At 58.7% G+C, this 19,471-nt stretch carries 21 protein-coding genes and 1 tRNA gene; 5 read left to right on the top strand and 17 right to left on the bottom strand.

Annotated elements, in window-relative coordinates:
- Nucleotides 1-169: 169 nt before the first annotated feature.
- Nucleotides 170-1,582, bottom strand: coding sequence for an adenosylhomocysteinase (ahcY, locus tag I5L03_RS09480; protein WP_197921555.1), 1,413 nt, complete (start codon nucleotides 1,580-1,582; stop codon nucleotides 170-172).
- A 191-nt stretch (nucleotides 1,583-1,773) separates the two neighbouring features.
- On the opposite strand from ahcY, the gene I5L03_RS09485 reads away from it, so the two are divergent.
- Nucleotides 1,774-2,253, top strand: a complete 480-nt coding sequence (locus I5L03_RS09485; protein ID WP_197921556.1) for a peroxiredoxin — start codon at nucleotides 1,774-1,776, stop codon at nucleotides 2,251-2,253.
- Between the two features lie 51 nt (nucleotides 2,254-2,304).
- Here the strand turns inward: I5L03_RS09485 and I5L03_RS09490 are convergent, their stop codons facing one another.
- The 6 genes from I5L03_RS09490 to I5L03_RS09515 form a co-directional block, all read right to left on the bottom strand.
- The gene (locus I5L03_RS09490) at nucleotides 2,305-3,048 is read right to left on the bottom strand and encodes a hypothetical protein (RefSeq protein ID WP_197921557.1); all 744 of its coding nucleotides are present in this window, start codon (nucleotides 3,046-3,048) and stop codon (nucleotides 2,305-2,307) included.
- Between the two features lie 44 nt (nucleotides 3,049-3,092).
- Complete coding sequence (locus I5L03_RS09495; RefSeq protein ID WP_197921558.1) at nucleotides 3,093-4,385, bottom strand: UDP-N-acetylglucosamine 1-carboxyvinyltransferase; 1,293 nt, start codon at nucleotides 4,383-4,385, stop codon at nucleotides 3,093-3,095.
- Nucleotides 4,386-4,493: 108 nt separating this feature from the next.
- The gene (gene folE, locus I5L03_RS09500; protein WP_197921559.1) at nucleotides 4,494-5,105 is read right to left on the bottom strand and encodes a GTP cyclohydrolase I FolE; all 612 of its coding nucleotides are present in this window, start codon (nucleotides 5,103-5,105) and stop codon (nucleotides 4,494-4,496) included.
- Between the two features lie 151 nt (nucleotides 5,106-5,256).
- Nucleotides 5,257-5,742: a hemerythrin domain-containing protein gene (locus I5L03_RS09505; RefSeq protein ID WP_407647617.1), complete on the bottom strand. Its 486-nt coding sequence runs from the start codon at nucleotides 5,740-5,742 to the stop codon at nucleotides 5,257-5,259.
- A gap of 273 nt (nucleotides 5,743-6,015) precedes the next feature.
- A tRNA-Arg gene (locus tag I5L03_RS09510) sits at nucleotides 6,016-6,092 on the bottom strand.
- A 47-nt stretch (nucleotides 6,093-6,139) separates the two neighbouring features.
- Nucleotides 6,140-6,595 carry an NUDIX domain-containing protein gene (locus I5L03_RS09515; RefSeq protein WP_197921561.1) on the bottom strand — a complete coding sequence of 152 codons (456 nt, stop codon included), beginning with the start codon at nucleotides 6,593-6,595 and terminating at the stop codon, nucleotides 6,140-6,142.
- Nucleotides 6,596-6,619: 24 nt separating this feature from the next.
- Between I5L03_RS09515 and I5L03_RS09520 the strand changes: the two genes are divergently transcribed.
- A complete protein-coding gene (locus tag I5L03_RS09520) occupies nucleotides 6,620-6,814 on the top strand; it encodes a Flp family type IVb pilin (RefSeq protein WP_197921562.1) in 195 nt (64 codons plus the stop codon).
- 95 nt (nucleotides 6,815-6,909) lie between these two features.
- Entirely contained in the window at nucleotides 6,910-7,092 is a 183-nt protein-coding gene (locus I5L03_RS09525; protein ID WP_197921563.1) for a Flp family type IVb pilin, read from the top strand.
- A 162-nt stretch (nucleotides 7,093-7,254) separates the two neighbouring features.
- On the opposite strand, the gene I5L03_RS09530 is transcribed toward I5L03_RS09525, so the two are convergent.
- The 4 genes from I5L03_RS09530 to I5L03_RS09545 form a co-directional block, all read right to left on the bottom strand.
- The gene (locus I5L03_RS09530) at nucleotides 7,255-8,739 is read right to left on the bottom strand and encodes a M48 family metalloprotease (protein ID WP_197921564.1); all 1,485 of its coding nucleotides are present in this window, start codon (nucleotides 8,737-8,739) and stop codon (nucleotides 7,255-7,257) included.
- A 113-nt stretch (nucleotides 8,740-8,852) separates the two neighbouring features.
- A complete protein-coding gene (locus I5L03_RS09535) occupies nucleotides 8,853-9,812 on the bottom strand; it encodes an acetyl-CoA carboxylase carboxyltransferase subunit alpha (protein WP_197921565.1) in 960 nt (319 codons plus the stop codon).
- A 9-nt stretch (nucleotides 9,813-9,821) separates the two neighbouring features.
- The gene (locus tag I5L03_RS09540; RefSeq protein ID WP_197921566.1) at nucleotides 9,822-10,700 is read right to left on the bottom strand and encodes a tyrosine recombinase; all 879 of its coding nucleotides are present in this window, start codon (nucleotides 10,698-10,700) and stop codon (nucleotides 9,822-9,824) included.
- A gap of 31 nt (nucleotides 10,701-10,731) precedes the next feature.
- The gene (locus tag I5L03_RS09545) at nucleotides 10,732-12,585 is read right to left on the bottom strand and encodes a hypothetical protein (RefSeq protein ID WP_197921567.1); all 1,854 of its coding nucleotides are present in this window, start codon (nucleotides 12,583-12,585) and stop codon (nucleotides 10,732-10,734) included.
- A 224-nt stretch (nucleotides 12,586-12,809) separates the two neighbouring features.
- Here I5L03_RS09545 and I5L03_RS09550 point away from each other — a divergent pair, with 224 nt between their 5' ends.
- Entirely contained in the window at nucleotides 12,810-13,388 is a 579-nt protein-coding gene (locus I5L03_RS09550) for a shikimate kinase (protein ID WP_197921568.1), read from the top strand.
- On the top strand, nucleotides 13,376-14,485 hold the full coding sequence (aroB, locus tag I5L03_RS09555; protein WP_197921569.1) for a 3-dehydroquinate synthase: 1,110 nt from the start codon (nucleotides 13,376-13,378) through the stop codon (nucleotides 14,483-14,485). Before I5L03_RS09550 ends, aroB begins: the two co-directional genes overlap by 13 nt.
- Here the strand turns inward: aroB and I5L03_RS09560 are convergent.
- The 6 genes from I5L03_RS09560 to I5L03_RS09585 all read right to left on the bottom strand — a co-directional run bounded on the left by I5L03_RS09560 (nucleotide 14,482) and on the right by I5L03_RS09585 (nucleotide 19,446).
- Nucleotides 14,482-15,495, bottom strand: coding sequence for an isoaspartyl peptidase/L-asparaginase family protein (locus I5L03_RS09560; RefSeq protein ID WP_197921570.1), 1,014 nt, complete (start codon nucleotides 15,493-15,495; stop codon nucleotides 14,482-14,484). The genes aroB and I5L03_RS09560 overlap by 4 nt on opposite strands.
- Before the next feature lie 74 nt (nucleotides 15,496-15,569).
- Nucleotides 15,570-16,007 carry a DUF488 domain-containing protein gene (locus I5L03_RS09565; RefSeq protein ID WP_325100156.1) on the bottom strand — a complete coding sequence of 146 codons (438 nt, stop codon included), beginning with the start codon at nucleotides 16,005-16,007 and terminating at the stop codon, nucleotides 15,570-15,572.
- A gap of 51 nt (nucleotides 16,008-16,058) precedes the next feature.
- On the bottom strand, nucleotides 16,059-16,268 hold the full coding sequence (locus tag I5L03_RS09570) for a helix-turn-helix domain-containing protein (RefSeq protein WP_197921571.1): 210 nt from the start codon (nucleotides 16,266-16,268) through the stop codon (nucleotides 16,059-16,061).
- Nucleotides 16,268-16,903 carry a DUF2975 domain-containing protein gene (locus I5L03_RS09575; RefSeq protein WP_197921572.1) on the bottom strand — a complete coding sequence of 212 codons (636 nt, stop codon included), beginning with the start codon at nucleotides 16,901-16,903 and terminating at the stop codon, nucleotides 16,268-16,270. Before I5L03_RS09575 ends, I5L03_RS09570 begins: the two co-directional genes overlap by 1 nt.
- Nucleotides 16,904-16,993: 90 nt before the next feature.
- A complete protein-coding gene (gorA, locus tag I5L03_RS09580; RefSeq protein ID WP_197921573.1) occupies nucleotides 16,994-18,346 on the bottom strand; it encodes a glutathione-disulfide reductase in 1,353 nt (450 codons plus the stop codon).
- A gap of 71 nt (nucleotides 18,347-18,417) precedes the next feature.
- On the bottom strand, nucleotides 18,418-19,446 hold the full coding sequence (locus I5L03_RS09585; RefSeq protein WP_197921574.1) for a hypothetical protein: 1,029 nt from the start codon (nucleotides 19,444-19,446) through the stop codon (nucleotides 18,418-18,420).
- Nucleotides 19,447-19,471: the final 25 nt, after the last annotated feature.

The following is a 19,471-nucleotide window of genomic DNA, read 5'->3' on the forward strand; positions in this document are numbered from 1 at the left end:
ATGTGAGCGCGCGCCGGGATGCAATGGGGCGCACCTATTATCCCCTCACGTTTACGGGAGGGGCAACGAGACTTGACGTGTCGCAGACACGTCTAGTCGCAGTGGGGTGGGCATGGGTTGGACCTGCCCACCCTCGACCCCTCCCGCAAACGGGAGGGGAGAAGATCGCTTAGTAGCGGTAGTGCTCCGGCTTGAACGGGCCTTCCACCGGCACACCGATGTAATCGGCCTGCTTCTGGCTCAGTTTGGTGAGCTTGACGCCCAGCTTGTCGAGGTGGAGCGAGGCGACCTTTTCGTCGAGATGCTTTGGCAAGACATAAACGTCATTGTCGTAATTGTCGTGGTTCTCCCACAGCTCCATCTGCGCCATCACCTGATTGGTGAAGGAGCAGCTCATGACGAAGCTCGGGTGACCGGTCGCACAAGCGAGGTTTACGAGGCGGCCCTTGGCCAGCACGATGATTTCCTTGCCGTCCGGGAACTTCACCAGGTCCGTGCCCGGCTTCAGTTCGGTCCAATCGTAATTGCTGAGTGCGCCGATTTGGATTTCACTGTCGAAGTGGCCGATGTTGCAGACGATCGCCATCGGCTTCATCGCCTTCATATGATCGGCGGTGATCACGTCTTCATTACCGGTGGTGGTGACGAAGATGTCGGCTCGCGAAACAGCGTCTTCGAGCGTCGTAACTTCGAAGCCTTCCATCGCCGCCTGCAGGGCGCAGATCGGATCGATTTCACTGACGAGAACGCGCGCGCCGCCATCACGCAGCGACTGCGCGGAGCCCTTGCCCACGTCACCGTAACCAGCGACGAATGCGACCTTGCCCGACAGCATTACGTCAGTCGCACGGCGAATGGCGTCGACAAGCGATTCGCGGCAGCCATAGAGATTGTCGAACTTCGACTTGGTGACGCTATCGTTAACGTTGATCGCAGGGAAAGGCAGCTTGCCCTGCTTTGCGATGTGGTAGAGGCGGTGGACGCCCGTGGTGGTCTCTTCCGAAACACCCTTCAGGTTCTTCACCGTCTCGGTCAGATAGCCAGGCTTCTTGGCGATGAAGGCCTTAAGCGAGCGCTGCATTTCCACTTCTTCGTCGTTCGTGGGCTCGGGCATTTCTTCGCCCGCCTCGAGGCGAGCACCCGACAGCGCAAACATCGTAGCATCGCCGCCATCGTCGAGGATCAGGTTGGCGGTCTGGCCGTCACCGTCATTTTCCCAGTCGAAGATATTACCGACATAGTCCCAATATTCCGCCAGGCTTTCACCCTTTACGGCGAACACGGGAATGTCCTGTGCAGCAATCGCGGCAGCCGCGTGATCCTGCGTCGAAAAGATGTTGCAGGTCGCCCAGCGTACTTCTGCGCCCAGCGCTACCAGCGTTTCGATCAGAACGGCGGTTTGAATGGTCATGTGCAGCGAACCGGTGATGCGCGCGCCCTTCAGCGGCTTGCTGTCACCAAACTCTTCGCGCGTGGCCATCAGGCCCGGCATTTCGGTTTCGGCAATGTTGATTTCCGCGCGGCCATAATCAGCCAGAGCGATGTCTTTAATAATGTAGTCGTTGAAAGCAGCGTCAGCCACGGCACGTCTCCTGAAAAATACGGATGGCGCGCTGCCGGGGCTCCATGCAACGCTGTGTTGCAGCGCCACATAGGCCGCGTAGGGAAGGCCGTAAACCCCTGCACATTTTTGCGAAAAGCAGGCACGTTACTGGTGCTCGATCATTGCCACTCTATCTGGAGCAATATCCAGCAATCGGAGGACATATTACGATGACGATTTCCCAAGGCGAAAAGCTTCCCGACGTAACGCTGACCAAGGCCACAAGCGAAGGACCGGAACAGGTTCAGGCGAGCGACTTTTTCGCTGGCAAGAAGGTTGCCCTTTTCGCTGTGCCCGGCGCTTTCACGCCGACGTGCAGCGCGAAGCACTTGCCCGGCTTTGTCGAAAAGGCAGACGAGCTGAAGGCAAAGGGCGTGGACGTTATCGCCTGCACCAGCGTGAACGATGCTTTCGTCATGAACGCATGGAAAGATGCCAATGACGCTGGCGAAATCACGATGCTGGCAGACGGCAATGGCGATTTCGCAAAGGCTGTTGGCCTCGACACCGATTTCTCCGCCTACGGCATGGGCACACGCTCCAACCGCTATTCAATGATTGTCGATGATGGCGTGGTGCAGCAGGTCAATGTCGAAGGACCCGGCGAATTCAACGTCTCAAGCGCGGACCATCTGATCGGACAGCTCTGAGGGCGGTACTGCTAATTTGAACGGGCGCTCCGTCGGGGCGCCCGTTTTCATTTACAACCCGGAAAGGGTGCCGGAGGGATAGAACGTCGCTTGCAACTTCGGAATGGCGACATGCACGTCGAAGTGCTTCAATATTCCGCCACCAAGGACGAACGGTTGGCGGAACGTTTTGTCGGCGTGATGGTGTCTGTATTTGATGTCGGTTGACCACGACCCAAGCCGTATGCGGGCCGATCGCCTGTGATACCGGGCGAGGCCAAACTCGCCCAGTCCATTGTAATGCAGATCAAAGCCCCTCGAGCCTTGCTGTTCAGTTGATTCGAGAAAAGCCGATGCCGCGAGCAGCGTCGTGCGGCCTGTGTCGAAGAAGCATTCGCGCATTCGACCGTCGAGCTCGAGCAAAAGGCTCAATCCTGTAACGCGCTGCTCGAAAGCAGGGTCGTCGCGCAGCAATCTGACCTCTGCCGTGGTCAAGACATCGCCCTGCGGTGCTTCGCAAGCGAAGCCAATCCCTTCCCTTCCCAGCCAGAACGTGTCGTGAGCCATCAGAAGCTGAAGACCTACCAAGCTGGTTCGTCGCTTAACTGCGAGGGCGCGAACGCAGTCGAACCGGCGTCCATCCACGTCGACACCATCGAGCTCGATCAGCGGCTCCCTACGCATACCGAAGCGCGTGGCGACTTTGGCGTGCTCGATAATGGTTTCGCCCACCACCATTTTCCGCGGGAACACAGAAACCGAAGCACCCGTGTCGACCAATGCCAGAGTTGCGGTATCACGCCACTTGAGCGGCACCCATAGTCTGTTCGTGCGATAACGTGGTCGCAGCCTGGACAGACCTAGTCCACCCATTTCACATCTGCGCCGAGCATGTCGATGTTGTCGGTGAATTTCGGGTGAGCACGGCGGATAGGGTCGGCATCGAGAATGGTCGATTCGCCGTCGATGCTCGCCGCGATCATCAGCATCGCGATCGCGACGCGGATGATATAGGGGCTGGTGACCGTTGCCGGGCGCAGCTTGTCGCCGCCGAATGTGATCAGGCGATGCGGATCGCACAGAAGCGTATGCGCGCCGAACAGGCTAAGCTCTGTGTGCCAGGTAAGGCCGCCTTCATAGACCTTGTTCCAGAACATGGCCGGGCCGTCCGCTCGCACGCCGAGCGCGATGAAGATCGGCAGCAGATCTGCAGGGATATATGGCCACGGAGCGGCTTCCACCTTGGTGGTGATGTGACTGGTGAAATTCTGCTGCACGACCAGCTTCTCAGGCGCATTGAGGCGTGACCAGCCGTCCTTGTGCTCCACATGCGCGCCAAACTTTTCGAACGTGCGGTCGATCAGCATGAAATCTTCAGGCTGCGTGTTGCGTACCGCAATATCGCCGCCTGTCACCGCCGCAAGGGCAAGAAAGGTCGCGATTTCGTGGAAGTCCTCCACGAAGGTGTAATCGACCGGCTTGAAGTTCTCGCACCCATCGACCGACACCATTGAGGTGCCCTTGCCGCGGATGGTGCACCCCATCTGCTCGAGGAATGTGCACATTTCCTGCACATGCGGTTCGCAGGCAGCATTGACGATTTGGCTGGTGCCTTTCGCGGTGAGTGCGCTGATGATGAAGTTCTCGGTCGTGGTCACAGAGGCGTATTCGAGCCACATGCGTGTGCCCTCGCCTTTGCCCTTCTTGCTGAAGACAATGTCCTTGCCTTCGTAGGAGACGGTCGCGCCGAATGCTTCGAACACCTTCACATGCGGATCGATTTCGCGTGCGCCGAGTGTGCAGCCTTTTACTTCATGCTCCAGCCGCGCTTCGCCCAAGCGTGCGAGGAGGCCGGGAATCATCATGATCGATGCGCGCATAGCCTGCGGGAGCTTCGCCTGTGCACTGCTCGGGATCGTCGAGTGATCGATCGAAAGCGTATGGGCGTCTTTATCCCACTCTACCGTACTGCCGAGATCGGTGAAGAACGCGTGGATGCGCGTCACATCGGTGATTTCCGGCACATTGCGCAGCATGATCGGTGCTTCGCTCAGCAGCGTCGCGCAAAGCACAGGAAGAACAGCGTTCTTATTGGCAGAGGGTTCGATCTTGCCCTGAAGCTTTTGCCCACCGCGGACGTACAATGCGGTCATGAAAGTCCTTTCGCCGGGCGAAGCGCTTGCCTCACCCATTCAATGATTTGATTTGGCGAAGTCCATTCCAGATCGCTGGTGCAGTGGCAAGAGCGCGCGTGACCTGCGTTATGAGTAACCCATCAGCGCGAGCACTTCCTTGCGGCTGCGCGCATCGTCAAGGAAACAACCCATCAGCTTGCTGGTCACCATGTTGACACCGGGTGTGCGGACACCGCGCGCTGTCATACAGGCGTGGCTTGCTTCGATTACGACCGCGACGCCGCGGGGCTTGAGGCCATCCCAGATCGCCTGTGCGACTTCGGCAGTTAGTCGTTCCTGGATTTGAAGACGCCGCGCGTAACCGTGCAGCACGCGGGCCAGCTTCGAAATCCCCACGACGTGGTCGGTCGGGAGATAGGCAATAGCCGCCTTGCCGATGATCGGAGCCATATGGTGCTCGCAGTGGCTCTGAAACGGGATATCCTTGAGCAGGACGATTTCATCATAACCGCCCACTTCTTCAAACACGCGGGAGAGGTGCTGCGAGGGATCCTCCTCATAGCCCTGGCAATATTCTTTCCACGCGCGCGCCACGCGCTTTGGCGTATCGAGCAGGCCTTCACGCTCCGGATCGTCCCCTGCCCAGCGAATCAACGTGCGGATGGCATCCTGCACATCGTCAGGCACTTCTGCCTTGGTGATGGGTGCCGTGTATCCGGCGCCTTCTTCGCTGTTCATGAAAACCCTGCTTTCACTATGAATGACATGTGTGACTGGGGCCAATAGGCCCGGTCGCGAAAAATTGCCACGCCTACGATAGTTCGTCACTCGCGCAGCAAAAAGGGCGCGATGCGTTCCGCACCGCGCCCTTGTCTAAGTGGCCGCGCGATTATTCCTTCGCGTCTTCCATCTTTTCCGGGGTGATTTCTGCATCTGCCTTTTCGGCCTTCTTCCGCCGATCAAAGACTGAGCGCATATGTTCGCGATCTTCCTCACTCAGCAATTCCTCGAAATCGGGGAAGTGATCTTCCTCTTCCTCGTCAATGTGGTGACGGTAATCGTGATCGAGCTGCTTAAATTTCTGCAGCCATGCCGGCGATGACATGTCGGTCGCGGCCAGATCGTTCATCAATTCATCAAGCTCATGGTGCTCGGCGACCGAGTGGCGGGTGTCATCCGTCGCCTTAGGCTTACGGAGCATAGTCGAATAGAGCGCCTGCTCCTCGGCAGCGGCATGGCTCTTTACATCGAGCGTGAATTTCTCGAACAGTTCGCGGCGTTCTTCGCTCTCTCCACTCGTCTCGGCAATTTTGTCGAGCAGTTCGCGGTGGTCTTCATGATCCTGTTTCAGGCGGGCAAAAATGTCTTCGGACACGGTAATTCTCCTTTGCCCAACCAACGACGATTGGCGGGACAAGGTTCCGGCTTTCCCGATGACATGGACTAAAGCACGGGAGGCAGGCGCATCGCGGAAGGCGCGTGGAGCCAAAAAGGGCCACCCCATAAAGGATGGCCTTTTTTGGCGCGCCAGGAAGGATTGTCCTCGCCCTGCGGGCTCGTTCGTCTCGGCTCCGCCTCGACTCCGAATGGGTTCACACCTTCATATCGACCCAACAAAAAAGGCCACCCCTTATGGGATGGCCTTTTTTGGCGCGCCAGGAAGGATTCGAACCTCCGACCGCCTGATTCGTAGTCAGGTACTCTATCCAGCTGAGCTACTGGCGCGCGATAGAGGCGGGCACATAAGGGGGTCTGTATCGCTTGGCAAGGGCTTATGGGGAAAGTCTTGCCAGTAATTCGCGATCCATCGGAGCCAGAGGCAATTGAGAGGCCTCGTCCAATTGAAACCATCCCCATTGCTGGCCATCCATGGCAACCGGTTCTGCATTCGGTGAGTTCGCGCTGTAAAGAAACAGGACAATGTGACGCGCGCCCTCCTCCTCAGCGAAACCGGCGGGTTCAAGACGATCAGGGTCAAGCACCAAGCCCAACTCCTCATCGATCTCTCGCACCAGAGCAAGTCTTGGTTTTTCAGATACTTCCACCTTGCCGCCCGGGAATTCCCACAGGCCGCCATGGTGCTTGTCGGCGGCGCGTTGCTGCAGCAGCAACCGCCCTGCCCCGTCTCGTAATGCCAGCGCTACGACAGGCAGCCATGTCGGGATATTTTCCACGTTAAGGATACCTGCCCACTTCGCGTTAACCTCCGGCTGCGAATTTTCTCTCATCGCACCTTACTAGGGGACCATCCTGTGTCGAACGCAAACTTTCTGGAACAGCTTCTGCAAGATGAGCTGGGTGCGACTGCCATTGAATATGGCCTCATCCTGGCGCTGATCGCGATTGCGATGATCACCGCACTGCAGGGCATGGCGACTTCCACCTTGAACATGTGGAATGGCGTCGAGACGAAAGTGAAGACTGCAAGTTCGAACGCACGAAGTTAGGATTTTCTTCAGAATTGCCCCGTAGTTAGGGGCGAGCTCAATCAGGGAAACCCGAAAGAGCCGGGTATCGAAGAACTAAACCAGGAGACTACGTAATGACCTTCTTCAAGAACATGATCCGCGACGAGCAGGGTGCAACCGCCATCGAATATGGCCTGATCGCTGCCCTCATCGCTGTTGCTGCTATCACTGCAATGCAGAGCCTCGGTAACGAACTCAGCACCACGTTCAACAACGTGAAGACCGAGCTCGACGAAGCTAACAAGGCCAACAACTAAGGTCTTAGCCATACGGCTTAAAGAGGGGCGGCAGGGAAACCTGTCGCCCTTTTTTTTGGCCTAAGCACTGATCAAGTGTCGAGATGCCGACACAAAAAGGGCCGCTCCATCTACGTGAGCGGCCCTTTTGATTAAGCTGGCGCGGTCGAGCCGCAGAACGCTTTAATTCGTGCGTACGACAATCTTGTACTGCTGGCCGGCCACAACCTCTTCATCACCAAACAATCCGTTCAAGACACGGAAGCGCGCTACTTGTGCGTCATCATAGGCCATAAAACGGGCCATACGCGCGACGGTGTCATTTGGTTGGGCAGTTACAATATCGATTCGGCGCGGCACGACGCTGCCAGCTTCTGCGGCACTGATCCGCTGCATCGAATTGTACAGTGAATTGAATGTACCTGCCTGCCCAGCCGGTGTGATCGACTGGAAATGGTAAGCCTGGCCATCGCCGAAATCGTAGGCAAACACTGTTACATCTACCTGGCTCTGACCATTGTTAACGCGTGCGGTGCCGTAAGCGGCTGGCAAGCCATTCACCGTCGTGCGCTCCAGCGTTTGGGGGGCCAGCTGTTGCTGCTCACCGCCAAGCGCACGAAAAACATTGCGCACATAGGTTTCCAGATTGCCGTCATATTGCGCGAGCGTCAGCTGCGAGCGTCCGGCATCGCCATTGATCGAGACCGCGCGCGGGCTGTTGACCATATAGAAGCCTTGCGGCGCGGTGAAGCTGAAGCGCAGCACCGGGTGGATGAATTGCCGCCCTTCGATCAGGCCCTGCTCAGGATCATCACCATAGATCATCCCGTCAATGCGGCTGAGGAAGGTGTTGCGATTGGTTACGCCAGTCGCATTTCCGGCAAGCTGCGCTGCGTTTTGCACGCGGCTCGCGGGATCGGGGTGGGTCGATGCCCACTCAGGAATCGTGGCGTTGTCGCGGCCCTGTAGCTGTGCATCGAGCTGATTTTGCGCAGCGAGGCTTTGCAGCAATGTCGCCATGGCCCGCGGATCGTAACCCGCACTATTTAGATACTGGATCCCGAGCGCATCTGCTTCAAGCTCCTGATTGCGCGAATAGCTCAAGGTCAAATATTGGGAGCCTTCCAAAGCGCCGCGAGCGATCGTTTCGCCCAGCGGATTATCGCCCAGCAGGATCTGCGAGAGAATTGCGATACCAACACCGCCAAGCTGGTTGCGCTGCGCAGCGGCCTGTCGCCGCGCCGAGTGACGGGCCGCGACGTGACCGACTTCATGCCCCAGAACCGCCGCAAGCTCGGCTTCGTTGTTCATCAGGTTCACCAGCTGCCGCGTCGCGTAGACATAGCCGCCGGGGACGGCGAAGGCATTGTTTACACTGGAATTCAGCAACGTGACATCGAATGCGCCCGGAGTGGTCGCAAGACCCGATTGGAGGGCGATATTCTGTCCAACTTGCTGCACATAGCGCGCCTGCGGCCCGGTCATCTCACCGCCAAATTGGGCTACGAACTGATCATGATATTGCGCCCCCACCTGCGCTTCATCGGCGGTAATCGGGGAACCTGGGGCGACATTGGCCCCAGGAATACTGGCGCAGGCTGAGAGTGCTAACGACGCAACTCCTGCTACTGCGAGCGCTTTGATCTTGCGTGTGTTGAACTGCGGCATTCCCAACTCCTGATGCTTTTGCGTGCGGCACAGACAGGCTGTCACCGCTTACATTCGCAAATGCATGCTGGGATGGCATGGTTCCCGACCAACGGGACGCAAGAAGCTGGAAATTAGCGGGAAAGACCCTGGCCGATGGCTAGGAAACGCTCATCGCGCAGGCGCTTCAACTCTTCGGGTGCATGGCTGCTGAGTGCATCCAATTCCTCGTCGATCGCGTCGACAAGATTGGCAATTGCGACCTCTACATCGCGGTGCGCCCCGCCGACCGGCTCTGGCACGATCCGATCAATAACGCCCAATTCCAGCAAGTTTTGCGCTGTCAGCTTCATCGCTTCAGCAGCTTGCGGCGCCTTTTCAGCCGTGCGCCAGAGGATGGAGGCACAGCCCTCCGGTGATATCACCGAATATACGGCGTGCTCGAACATCAGCACACGTTCGGCGCTTGCTAGCGCCACTGCGCCGCCCGAACCGCCCTCGCCCACAATGGCCGACACCATCGGAACGCCGAGCGAGAGACATGCTTCGGTGGAGCGAGCAATCGCTTCTGCCTGACCGCGCTCCTCGGCTTCGATGCCGGGGAAGGCACCGGACGTGTCGACCAATGTCACCACCGGAAGGCCGAAGCGGTCCGCCAATTCCATCAGGCGAATGGCTTTGCGATAGCCCTCCGGCTTACCCATGCCGAAATTGTGACGGATGCGGCTTTCGGTGTCGTTGCCCTTTTCGTGACCGATGAGCACGACTTTGCGGCCGCGCAGGGTAGCGAGACCGCCCATAATTGCCTGATCATCGCCGTACAGCCGATCCCCGCCCAGCGGCATGAAATGGTCAAACCCGTGCTCGACATAGTCATGGAAATGCGGACGCGATGAATGGCGAGCGACCTGGGTTTTCTGCCATGGCGAAAGACCCTCATACGTGCTCTGCAGCAGCTTGGCGCTTTTCGCTTCGAGCCGCGTAAGCTCTTTCGAAATATCGACATCGCCATCATCGCCGGCAGCTTCGCGCAGTTCAGCGATTTTGGCTTCCAGTTCTGCAACCGGTTTTTCAAATTCGAGGAATGTGGCCATAGCTGCCCGCTAGCCCTCTCTGCGACGTGCCGCAAGGGGATGTCGCTCGTTTACCAGCGCCACGAGCCGTGCGGAATCGACATGCGTGTAAATCTGCGTAGTCGCTATGTCTGCGTGACCCAACAGCGTCTGCAGCACACGTAAATCCGCCCCGCCCTCCAGCAGGTGGGTGGCAAAGGCGTGACGCAGCACATGTGGGCTGACTTTATTCGGATCGATCCCTGCGCGCGCCGCCAGTTCTTTCACCATCTGGTAGAGGCGAATGCGGCTGATGTGCTTGGCGCGCGATGGAAAGAGATAGGCGCTGTCCGACCCGCGCACCTCTAGCCATCGCGACAGAGCTGCCTGTGCACGGCGCGACACGGGTACCATGCGCTGCTGTCCGCCCTTGCCCGTGACCGTCAGGAACGGCGCATCGCGCGGTACGGCGCTGACGGGGAGCGAGATGAGTTCTGTTGCCCTCAATCCTGAACCATAGAGCAATTCAAAAAGCGCGAGCAGTCGAACCGCCCTTGGCTCCTTGCCTTGCGCCTCTTCTTCGATTTGCGCGAAGATGGCTTCGACTTCCTGGTGCGACAGGATCTTGGGAAGCGGTCTGCGTGCTTGCGGGCGTGGTAGTGCAGAGGAAGGGTCGTCGGTCCGCAAACCTTCGTCGACGCAAAAGCCGAAAAATTGGCGGAGCGCCGAGATTTTGCGAGCGACTGTGGAAGGAGCCAAATTTGCCCACTTGCCACTCAGCTTCATCAGATCATCGCGCGATGCTGAAAGTAGCTCTCCAAGCAGATCTTCGCTTGCCTCGAGATCGCGCCGATAGGCTGCGAGCGTATTTGCCGCGGCACCGCGTTCTGCAGCCATCATCGCCAGAAAGCTGTCGATTGCGGCGGACATGGATGCCTACTCTCCTTTTGGCGCTCGCGGCCTAGCTGCGCGCGACAGCCTCTGCTGCGATCATTCGAGCCTCAGCAGTCAATCCGACGCGATTCAGCGCGCGAACGATGTGATAAAGGTGACGCGGGGTCATCTGGTCCCAGCTGCGTCCCTGCATGCCAAGGCCTGCAAGTAGAGCCACAAGCGCCTGATTGCCAAAAGACGACGCTGCATCGATCTTGCCGCTCCATGCGCTTTCACGCGTATAGTTCACACCAAGCCGACCGGCGAAATCACCAAAGTCATCGTCATCCAGCCGTTCAAGCCCGGCCAGCCCAGCGACAAGAAATGCCGATTTGCGGCTGTCAGCGCTGCCATCTTCGTCGATATAATTATCGACATCGCCTGCGCTCACCGTGCCATTACGATCAGGTTGCGCGAGAGCCAGCAAAGCCCAGCCTTCACTGCCAGCAGGCACCAGCGAGCCCCAGCGCATCGCGTTACGATCAAGCCCGGCCGTCAGCATCGAAGCGATGAGCGCGGGCGCATCTTCGAGCAGTTCCTCGCTCGGCTGGATGCGCGCCGCGGCATAGGCGGTAACCACTTGGCGCGCATACCTCGCATCGCCTTCCTGCTCCCACAATTCGCGCATGGCCGCGACACGCTCTGCCGAGGTCGATGCGACATAAGCCTCGCGCAGCAAGCCAGCTGAGGATTTCTCCGCCTGGTCATAGGCATCGCTAGCCCATAGGCGGGAGTAAAGGTCGACCATGGCCGCAGAAGACAATACGCCCCGGCCACCCGCCGTATCTGCTGAATTCACACGCTGGAGCAGCGGTGTTGCAGGGATGAGCACTTCGGAAACCGCATAATCAGCCGGAGTTTGTCCGGTGAAGGGAAGTCCTTCAGGCAATTCGACGCCGAGCGCCCTTGCCAAGGCAAAGCGCCACGGCGTGATCTCTTCGACCTCGTCCCATTCGATATTGACCGCGCGGCCGCCATCACCCGCCGCGCCTGCATAACGCTGTGCCAGGCGCACATCGATCTCAGGTGCCGCACCGGTGCCGAGTGCACGGTCGAGATCGCGCTCACTGCTGCGTGTCTGGCCGAGATAGGCGGCGCAAATTGCGCGCAACATTTGCCACTCGCCGTCCTCGCGTACATCCCCGCGAAGGACGGCCACAGGACACGCACCAAGAATATCACCCGAAGCGAGATACGCAGACACAGCCGCATCGGTCAGTGCGCGATCATAATTGCCGGTGTCGATATCCTGCAACAGCGTGCGCGCCACCACCGCCTCCCCCATTGCATTGAGGGTATTGGCACGCATTGCCGCAAATTCGACTGTGTCCATGCCGTCTGGCGCATCGAGCCTGCTGGCAAGCGCGCGGCGCATGAGAATATGGCCCCAGCGGGAGACGACAGGCCCGTTGCTGGCCTCAAGCGCAGCGCGCACCAGGGCGGCGGGCTGGTTGGCGAGCGATCCAGTGACAAAGCCGCCTTCCGAACGGTCCATGACGCCGATCTGTGCAAGATCGCGGCGCGCTGCGGCAGGAATGTCGAAACGCGGACGCAAACCGAAGAGCTCGTTGACCTCAAAAGATTCCATCCGCTCCAGCTCTGCAAGAGAGGGAAAATCGTCCGGCAGGGAAACCCGCCCTGGTGCCGCATTGCTTGGTGACGGAATATCTTGCACGACGGGTGCAGATACCGACGGTGCGGAGGTGCCACCTGGTTGCGCGGGCGCACTCGTCCGTGTCGCTGTCGGCGTCGGCGTTGGTGTCGATTGCGGCGGCGGATCGCGGAATGCGGGCGGCAGCAGGTCTTCCGGCCCGCTTGCCAGCGCCAGAGTAGATGTCAGGGCAAAGCCAGCGCCTGCCAGCCAAAGTCCAACGCGTTTCAAAGATCCCTCTCCGGCAATTCAACGGGTTCCACAATCAGGCGCTGTTCCTCACGCCCACCGTCAAACCAGGCGACGGCGAGAACCAGCAGGATAACAATCAGCGCAAGAATAATCATCAGGCGTTTGGACACCTCGCGACACTTCCCGTTTCTTACATCATCGCTGCGCGCAACTCAGCTCGCAGCCTTGCCAGCGCGGTTAGCCTATCTATAGGCCTTGCGGCAATGACCATGTCCAAGCCTTTGCCCGATGATGCGATGGTGCGCTCCATCAAGCAGCGCCTCGACAGGCCGCTGGTTCTTGTCGGCATGATGGGCGTGGGCAAATCCACCGTGGGCCGGCGGCTCGCCAATGTGCTGAATATGGACTTTACCGACGCGGATGAAGAAATCGTCCAGGCGGCCAATATGTCCGTGGCGGATATATTCGATCAGTTTGGCGAGGAGTATTTCCGCGACGGGGAGCGGCGGGTGATCGCACGGCTGATGGATCAAAGCGGCGCTGGCTGCGTGCTGGCGACAGGCGGCGGTGCTTTCCTTGAAGACGAGACGCGCGCGCTCATTAAGCAGGAAGGTGTGGCCATCTGGCTCGATGCGGCCATCGACACGCTTGTCGAGCGGGTGAGCCGCAACAAGCGCCGCCCACTCCTTCGCACAGGCGATATCAACGCCAAGGTCACCAAAATGAAGACTGAGCGCGAACCGATCTATGCCGAGGCGCATATTCACGTAAAAAGCGACAGCGGTCCGCATCAGACCACCGTCAATCGCATCCTCGAAGGGCTCGACCAATGGCTGTCGTAAAGGTCGATCTGGCGGGCCGCAGCTATGACGTGCATATCGGCAGCGGGTTGACTGGCAATTTCGCCGAAGAATGCGGAAGCCTTCTCCGCAAGCCGCGCGTGCCGATCATCACCGACAGCAATGTCCATTCACATTGGCGTGAGCCTATCGCCCTAGCGCTGGAGGCCGCAGGAAAGCAGGCTGCGTGGCTAGTCCATGAGCCCGGTGAGAGCGCGAAAAGCTGGGACGGCCTCTCCCGTACTGTCGAATGGCTGCTCAGCGAAGAAGTCGAGCGCGGCGATCACATCGTAGCGCTGGGTGGCGGCGTGATCGGCGATCTGACGGGCTTTGCCGCTTCCATGTTGAAGCGCGGCTGCGGTTTCATCCAGGTGCCGACCAGCCTGCTAGCGCAAGTCGATAGCTCGGTTGGCGGGAAGACCGCGATAAACGTCCCGGCAGGCAAGAACCTGGTCGGTGCGTTTCACCAGCCCTCGCTCGTCCTCGCGGATACGGACGTTCTGGCTACGCTTCCCGAACGCGAAATGCGTTGCGGCTATGCCGAAGTCATCAAATACGGAATCCTTGGCGATGTCGCATTTTTCGATTGGTGCGAGGCAAATGGCCCTAGAGTGATCGCGCATGATCGAGAGGCTATCGAATACGCCGTCACGCAAAGCGTAAAAGCCAAGGCGCGGATCGTGGCCGAGGATGAGCGCGAGACGAGCGGCGCGCGTGCCCTGCTCAACCTTGGCCACACTTTCGGCCACGCTCTGGAGGCCGAGACGGGATATTCAGATCGCTTGCTGCACGGCGAGGCGGTTGCGCTCGGCATGGTGCTGGCGGCGCGCTATTCGGCGCGAAGAGGCTATCTATCCGAAGATGAAGCGCAGCGCATCTCTTCGGCCATCTCCGCCTCCGGCCTGGCGACCGAAATCGCGTCGCTCGGTCTCGATTGTTCAGGTCAGGCTCTGGCCAACCATATGCTTCACGACAAGAAAATGGACGCTGGCACGCTGCCTTTCATCCTGCTCCGAGGGATCGGAAAGGCGTTTTTCGATCGCGAGGTAGCGCTGGATTATGTGGCCGCGTTCCTCACCGAGCAATTGCAAGCGCATTAATCGCTAGCCGGGTCTTCCCCGTAGATCGCAATTTCATTCACACCTGTGCTGTCGGCGCGTCCGCGATACATGCCGGAGGTGTTGAACGAGAATGCGGTTTCGCCGATGTTCGAGACCACGATGACTCCACCATCGCCGCCCAGCTCCTCGACTTCGAGCATGGCTTGGTCGGCTGCCTCTTGCGGACCCATGCCGGTAAGGCGGATGAGATCGCAAATGGCGCGCGCCACGCTGGCGCGGATGAAGTATTCGCCCGTTCCCGTCGCTGACACAGCGCATGCGCGATTATCGGCATAGGTCCCTGCGCCAATCAGCGGCGAGTCCCCAATGCGGCCCCAGCGCTTGCCGGTCGTGCCACCGGTGGAGGTCCCCGCAGCCAAATTTCCGTGCATATCGCGCGCCACTGCTCCCACGGTGCCAAAGGCATGTTCACGATCTTCGATGCTGGCTTCCTGCCGATTGCGAAACGCCTCGAGCGAGCGCGCGCGGCGTTCGGTGATGAACCAATCGGTGTCCATCAATTCCAAGCCCTGTTCGGCGGCAAATTCGCTTGCGCCTTCGCCGCTCAGCAGCACGTGCGGGCTGTTGCGCATCACTTCGCGTGCGAGCAGGATCGGATGGCGGACATCGTCCACCCCGGCAGCTGCGCCTGCGCTTAAATCGTGGCCCAGCATCAGCGAGCTATCGAGCGAAATGCCACCTTCCCACGTCAGCACCGCGCCGCGCCCGGCATTGAACAGCGGATCGTCTTCCAGCAGCGTAATGACCGCGATCACGGCATCCTCTGCCGTGCCGCCGTCGCTCAGCACAATTGCACCTGCATCAAGAGCGCCTTGCAAAGATGCATTATAGGCTGCCTCCCGCTCCGGTGTCATTAGTGACCGCTCGATTGTCCCTGCCCCGCCATGAATGGCAATCGACCATTCGGAATGCTCGGCATCCTGCGCTGCGGCAGCGGCGGGCAAGAGGACAGCGGATAGGGCAAGAAAAATGCGCGAAAGGCGTATCATAAGGCAGTCCCGTTTTATTGTTTGCGCGCTTTCTCCGCTAAGCGTCGCGCGAATTCAAGGGGCCAAAAGCCTGTTCACAGATCGATGCGCCGCCATTTCGCAAAGGCCTTGTCAGCCAGGATGCCCCGATGGCATTTGTGCGCGTCCTCGCAATAGCACAGCAGGCAGACGCGCCGCTGTTTAGCCAGCGTCTGTAATTCCAGCATTCGCGCAGCGGCTTCGATGGAAAGCAGTTGCTCTTCATAAATTTCGCGAAGGGTTTCCACGTCGCCTCTGCGTGCGGCGGCGCGTCCGGCGGTCGATGTGCCGAGTTCGGGAATATGGGTGTAAGCGATGTCGGCGGCTTCCAGAGCTGTTTGAAGAGAGGTTTTGGCGAAACCGGGTCGCCGCGAATTCGCGATGGCCCTGACATCCGCCAGCACTTCGATACGCGCAGCCTTTAACGTCGTGATCAGGCTATGCTGGATCTGTTGCGCGTATCCGATAGTCCAAATCGACGGGCGCAACGCCACTCTCCTATCCCTTACAAATCAAGCCTGACGATAGCCGTGGCTCGCAGGCCGTCAATCATCCGGCCGATACTCGAAGATATCTCCCGGTTGGCAATCCAGTTCCCGGCAGATGGCATTCAGGGTGCGATAGCGCACCCCGTTCACCTTGCCGGTTTTAAGGAGGGAGAGATTCGTGGCTGAAATACCCACACGCTCGGCCAGCTCTTTCAAGCTGACCTTGCGCTGCGCCATCACGACGTCGAGATTTGTAATGATAGCCATCAGACCACACTCTCGCTGTCTTCGCGATATTGCTGACCCGATTTGAATGCGCCTGCAGTAATGAAGGCGATCATCGCCATCAGCATGGGGAGGATCGGCGGTGTGTATTGCATCCGGATGTTCGGCATTTCTGGATCGCTTCCAAACGATATCGAAGGGAGGATGATCCGGTCTCCGTCGAGCGTTTCAGGCAGTGCCTCAAGGATTGCGAATTGCGTCATCACCGCGATTGAAATGCCTAACACGCTTCCCGATACCAACAGTTTACCAATGCGGCGCAGTGCCAGAATATTCGCGTCGCTGAAGACATCGCCGCCCGCGACTCTCCCCAGAAAGCCGCGCAGCTGCCAAAAGATTGCCGCAAGCAGTCCGATAGCAATTAATTCACCCGCCAGACGAGCAGCGCGCAACCATGCATGATCATCCACGCGGACGCTTCCCTCTTTCGCTTGCCAGAATGCGTCCCAATTTCCGATGGGATACACTTGGTATCTATCACTTTCGGCAGGATAGCTCACCATGTGGAATTTGCCCTCGCTATAGGCGCTCCACGCTTGCACCAGCGCGCCGACCGCCGCGAGCGCGACGATCACGAGCAGGAAGTTTACGAACCGTTTTGTCCAAATTGCACTCATGACTTCCCTCCAATTTTCGTTGAAGGGGGCTATGCCGCGACGATTTGCGATTTGCAATAAATATTTTATGTTTTACGTAAAGTAATCATCTCATCGCATAAGGACGAGCTCTTCCGCCATTGTCGGGTGGATGGCGGTGGTGGCGTCGAAATCGGCCTTGGTCAGCCCGGCTTTCACGGCAATTGCGGCGGCCTGCATCATCTCCGGCGCTTCGGGAGCGATCATGTGAATGCCAACAATTCGCCCGCTGTCCCCGTCGCAGATCATTTTGAACAGGCTGCGCTCATTGCGCCCGGCCACGACGTTCTTCATCGCGCGGAAATCGGAGAGGTAGACTTTAACGCTGCCGAGCGAGTTCTTCGCCTCCCCTTCTGTCATGCCGACGGCGGCAATCGGGGGATGGCTGAACACGGCACTGGGGATGCAGGTGTGATCGACCGCGACCGGATCGCTCGGCCCGAACACACTGTCGGCGAAAGCCTGGCCTTCGCGGATTGCGACCGGGGTCAGCTGCACCCGGTCAGTCACATCACCCACGGCATAGATGTGATCGACATTGGTCTTGCTGAAGCGATCGACGATAACCTCGCCCTTATCGCCCAGCTCGACGCCTGCTTTGTTCAGACCAAGACCCTTGGTATTGGGGACGCGCCCTGTGGCGAACATGACGAGATCGACACGCTCTTCATCGCAGTTGGAAAGCTTCACGAAATAGCCGCCATCATCACATGGCTTGATATATTCGAAGACGGTGTTGAATTTGAAATCGATGCCTTTCATGATCGAGATCTGCAGCAGCCTGTCACGCACAGCTTCGTCATACTGGCGAAGCAGAGTGTCACCTCGATTGACGACGCAGACGCGGCTTCCGAATTCGTTGAAAATTCCGGCAAATTCATTCGCGATATAGCCGCCGCCCGCGATGATTACTTTCTTGGGCAGTTCGTCGAGATGAAACGCCTCGTTCGACGTGATCCCGTGCTCTGTGCCCTCGCAATCGGGCAAATGCGGATGGGCACCGGTCGCAATCAGGATATATTTGGCGGTGACCGTCTTGCCGCTTGCCAAGGTAATCTCGTGAGGACCGGTAATCTCTGCGCGCTCTTTGAATATCGTGACGTCGTGGTTTTCGAGCGTATCAGTGTAAGCGTCTTCAATGCGGGAGACATCGTCCAGCACATTGTCGCGAAGCTTTACCCAGTCGAAGCTTTTTCCTTCGACCGTCCACCCGAACTTCTGACAGTCCTCGAGATCTTCGGCAAAATGCGCGCCGTAGACGAGCATCTTCTTCGGAACGCATCCGCGGATGACGCAAGTCCCGCCTACTCGGTGCTCCTCCGCAATTGCGACGCGTGCGCCATGCGCGGCTGAGACACGGCTTGCGCGCACTCCGCCAGAACCTGCACCAATGGTGAAAAGATCGAAATCGTAACTGTCGGACATGCGGGAATTTTCTCCGGTTGCGTGGGAGCGCTATGGTCCAACAGTGTTCGCGGGGCAACCGTTCCGAGTTACTAGCTTTCCAGGAATGGCGCGTAGTCGCGCATCAGCTCCCAAGCGCGCAAATCCTCTATCGTAATCATCCCTTCATCCTTTATGCCTGCCTGGCTTTTCAGCAGCCGCATCACGGCGGCGCGCTGCGTATCGCTGGCGCGCGGCAGGGTAACGAGGACATCGGGGTTATGCTCGAACGGTGCTTCGAAAAGCATCGAACAATTCATCGGATCGAAGCCGAAGCCGAGGAAGACGAGCCGCTTGCCCTGCACCACTTCGGCGAACATCTGGCGGCTGAATCCGCGCTCTTCCTTGCGTTCGGAAAGCGTGTGGATCTGTTCAACCACCGATGGAAGGTTTTCAAGCTCACCCGCCCCCCAATCGGCGACGGGCATCTTGCCGGATTGCCACTCGAGCTTGCCGGGCGTGCCGTAGGGATGGATGATCTTCAACTTCTCCGCCACCAGCGCGCGGGCATCGGTGAGCGTCATCCCAAACGCCATATGCAGCGTCCATGGCAGGTAATGCTCGATGGAGCGATCATAGTTGAAACAAATGATCGAGAGATTGTCGAAGCACCGCTCGGCTTCTGAACGCGGCACGCCGTTGACGAGGGCGCGTGCGAGCTGGAACAGCCAATTTTCATTCCCGCGTACGGGCAGGTCGCCGGGATCTTTCGGTTCTTCGCCCAGCGGAGAGTGCGCCTCTGCATCCAGTGTGTAATGCGCGATGGCGAGTTTGCCGACGGCCAGCACCATCGGGTTATCGCCATGCTGTTCAAGAATGGAATCGATGGAGCTGGAAATGCGCGCGGCGGAGCGGATCGTCTGCCCCGCCTCCATCAGCGCTCCCTTCTTCACCCGCGCTTTCTTAGCGATATCCGCAATATGATCCGCCATCGCCTTGATATCGGGCGTCTCAAGCGACGTACCAAGACGCTGGAAATCAAAACCTGCGGATATGCGGGCAAGAAATTCACGCCCGTCAGGAAATTGCAATTCGCAAGACGCGCCCGCGCCCACGACCAGTGTTGTTTTCGTCCGGATCATGGGCGCGACGCTATGCCGCTATGCT

This window comes from Aurantiacibacter sediminis, from assembly GCF_016019885.1.
Classification (GTDB): Bacteria; Pseudomonadota; Alphaproteobacteria; order Sphingomonadales; family Sphingomonadaceae; genus Alteraurantiacibacter; species Alteraurantiacibacter sediminis.

Bases quoted from the DNA above. Each gene is read 5' to 3' on its own strand.
- I5L03_RS09495 (WP_197921558.1), bottom strand. From the start codon at position 4,385: ATGACCGCATTGTACGTCCGCGGTGGGCAAAAGCTTCAGGGCAAGATC.
- I5L03_RS09540 (WP_197921566.1), bottom strand. From the start codon at position 10,700: ATGTCCGCCGCAATCGACAGCTTTCTGGCGATGATGGCTGCAGAACGC.
- folE (WP_197921559.1), bottom strand. From the start codon at position 5,105: ATGAACAGCGAAGAAGGCGCCGGATACACGGCACCCATCACCAAGGCA.
- I5L03_RS09525 (WP_197921563.1), top strand. From the start codon at position 6,910: ATGACCTTCTTCAAGAACATGATCCGCGACGAGCAGGGTGCAACCGCC.
- gorA (WP_197921573.1), bottom strand. From the start codon at position 18,346: ATGTCCGACAGTTACGATTTCGATCTTTTCACCATTGGTGCAGGTTCT.
- I5L03_RS09535 (WP_197921565.1), bottom strand. From the start codon at position 9,812: ATGGCCACATTCCTCGAATTTGAAAAACCGGTTGCAGAACTGGAAGCC.
- I5L03_RS09560 (WP_197921570.1), bottom strand. From the start codon at position 15,495: ATGATACGCCTTTCGCGCATTTTTCTTGCCCTATCCGCTGTCCTCTTG.
- aroB (WP_197921569.1), top strand. From the start codon at position 13,376: ATGGCTGTCGTAAAGGTCGATCTGGCGGGCCGCAGCTATGACGTGCAT.
- I5L03_RS09585 (WP_197921574.1), bottom strand. From the start codon at position 19,446: ATGATCCGGACGAAAACAACACTGGTCGTGGGCGCGGGCGCGTCTTGC.
- I5L03_RS09515 (WP_197921561.1), bottom strand. From the start codon at position 6,595: ATGAGAGAAAATTCGCAGCCGGAGGTTAACGCGAAGTGGGCAGGTATC.
- I5L03_RS09550 (WP_197921568.1), top strand. From the start codon at position 12,810: ATGACCATGTCCAAGCCTTTGCCCGATGATGCGATGGTGCGCTCCATC.
- I5L03_RS09530 (WP_197921564.1), bottom strand. From the start codon at position 8,739: ATGCCGCAGTTCAACACACGCAAGATCAAAGCGCTCGCAGTAGCAGGA.
- I5L03_RS09570 (WP_197921571.1), bottom strand. From the start codon at position 16,268: ATGGCTATCATTACAAATCTCGACGTCGTGATGGCGCAGCGCAAGGTC.
- I5L03_RS09575 (WP_197921572.1), bottom strand. From the start codon at position 16,903: ATGAGTGCAATTTGGACAAAACGGTTCGTAAACTTCCTGCTCGTGATC.
- I5L03_RS09485 (WP_197921556.1), top strand. From the start codon at position 1,774: ATGACGATTTCCCAAGGCGAAAAGCTTCCCGACGTAACGCTGACCAAG.